The following is a 1,822-nucleotide window of genomic DNA, read 5'->3' on the forward strand; positions in this document are numbered from 1 at the left end:
CCGTTACTGTCCCCTTCTTTGCATAGTCAGAGATCAGAAAGTGTACTCCGGCAGCAGTGACGATTGAGCCTCGGCAGCCAAGTAAATTAAGTGCACACCCAGTTCCAACCTTCTCGCTAATGACCAACTCTGGGGAATCCGCTGCATCAAGGGGCTTCAGCACGATCGTATCGCCGTCCTCTGCGACGGCCTTTCTGATCAATCTCCCTTCTTTCCCGGCCACCTTGCCAATTGCCTGCTCGTCAAACTCGTATCGTTTCCCTCCAAATATGACATGTGAAGCCGTGACATCATTGACATAGTCAGGGAATTTTCCTGCTTGCGCGGCTGCTCCTTGAAGAGGAATCAATAGCTTCGTCGAGCCTCCGATTTCTATCTGCTTCGCATCCTCCCAAGAAACCTCTTCATTGACGATACTCCCGAGCGTCTCGCGCATCTTATCCGTGACGCCTTCATCCGGCTCATTCATCACTACAAATAGGCCTCCGTCCGTTCCGGCCCGCTGCACGATCTTCCATTCCGGCTTCCCCGAAATAAATCCACAAGGGGTATAAGTTTCGGTCGGCGATCTCCACAGGAACCCGCTGTTCTCCATCTTCAACGCCCCGTCAATGCATTGCGAGAGGATTTTCATGGGATCCTTTCGCCTAACATTTTCGACTCTTGTCTTTGGTTCGACATAGAGATCCAAAGTGCTCAGGAATTTTTGGGCTTCGAGACTCACTCCGCCCTTGCCAAACAGAACAGATCGTCGTGAAATCTTGTATCCAGTTTTTGTCCGAACAAGATCAATCTGCTCGTTGTCGCGGATGTCGCCCTTCAGCTTTTGCAGAGCCTTCTCTCGCGCAAGCCCAAAATCTTGCACATTGCCTTTTTTAAAGTGAACACCAAACATTACTGCACCTCGAAGAGAATGAACCGCCGTCGATACGCTGTGTGACATCAGCCTCCACTCAGTTCCATTCGAGGTCATTTGTCCTCAGCTCTTCAATACCTCAACGCCATTGCGAATACTTGTTGCAGGCGTACGGTGAGCACCGCCGCCACGGCGGCGTTGACCTGCTCCGCCATCAGGTGCCCGATGCCAGCGCGGCACCAGTCGGCTCAGCGCGACTGCTTGAACGCCATCACCGCCTGATTCCGCAGCGTGCGCAGCAGCGAGAGCTCCCGCTCCCCCAGGTCGATGCCACCAGGCTGTGCCTTGTCGGCATAGATCAGCGCGAACGGCGCCCCCTTCATCAGCAGCGGCAGCAGCAGGAAGGCCGGCGCATTCACCTGCTGCCGGTACCACGCCGGCAGCCTTGCAGCGATGTTCGGCACCGTCGCATCCGAGATCAGCGTGTCGGCGCCCTTCAGGCACACCGCGCTGAACAGGTCGGGCGCGGTGCCGGGCGCCGGCTTCAGCGCCACCTTGAACTGCTTGCACGCGCCGTCCACGTCCTCGCCCATGCCGAAGCGGCCGGTCAGCATCTCGGTCTTCGGGTCGCGCAGGCAGAACACGATGCGCCGGAACCCCAGCGCACGCAGCATCGTCTCCAAAATCATCCGCAGCACGTCGTTGAGCTTGAAATCCTCGACCATCGTGTTCGTGATGTCCTGGATCCCCGCGCCCAGCATCGCCGCCGCCGCGTCCTGGTCGAACGGCTTCTGCTCCGGCACCGTCACGTCGATCGCGATCGTCGCCTGCAGCTCGTGCCCCGCCAGGCTGTCGGCGTCGCTGACGATGGTCTTCGCGGTGCCGTTGCCGCCCGGCTGCTCCAGCAGGCGCCGCACCGGCGAGCCCGGCTGCACGCTCAGGCCCATCGCCTGCGCGAGGCCGGCC

General features: G+C 58.9%; 2 protein-coding genes. Both read right to left on the reverse strand.

The window, feature by feature from the left end; genetic code table 11:
* On the reverse strand, positions 1–943 hold a 943-nt coding region (locus AC1D01_RS32960; RefSeq protein ID WP_477873691.1), incomplete at its 3' end, for a hypothetical protein.
* 161 nt (positions 944–1,104) lie between these two features.
* Positions 1,105–1,822, reverse strand: a 718-nt coding sequence (locus AC1D01_RS32965) for a GAF domain-containing protein (RefSeq protein WP_477873692.1), incomplete at its 5' end; no start/stop codon positions are given.

The sequence above is a fragment of the Rhizobacter sp. P3_B12 genome, assembly GCF_056402895.1.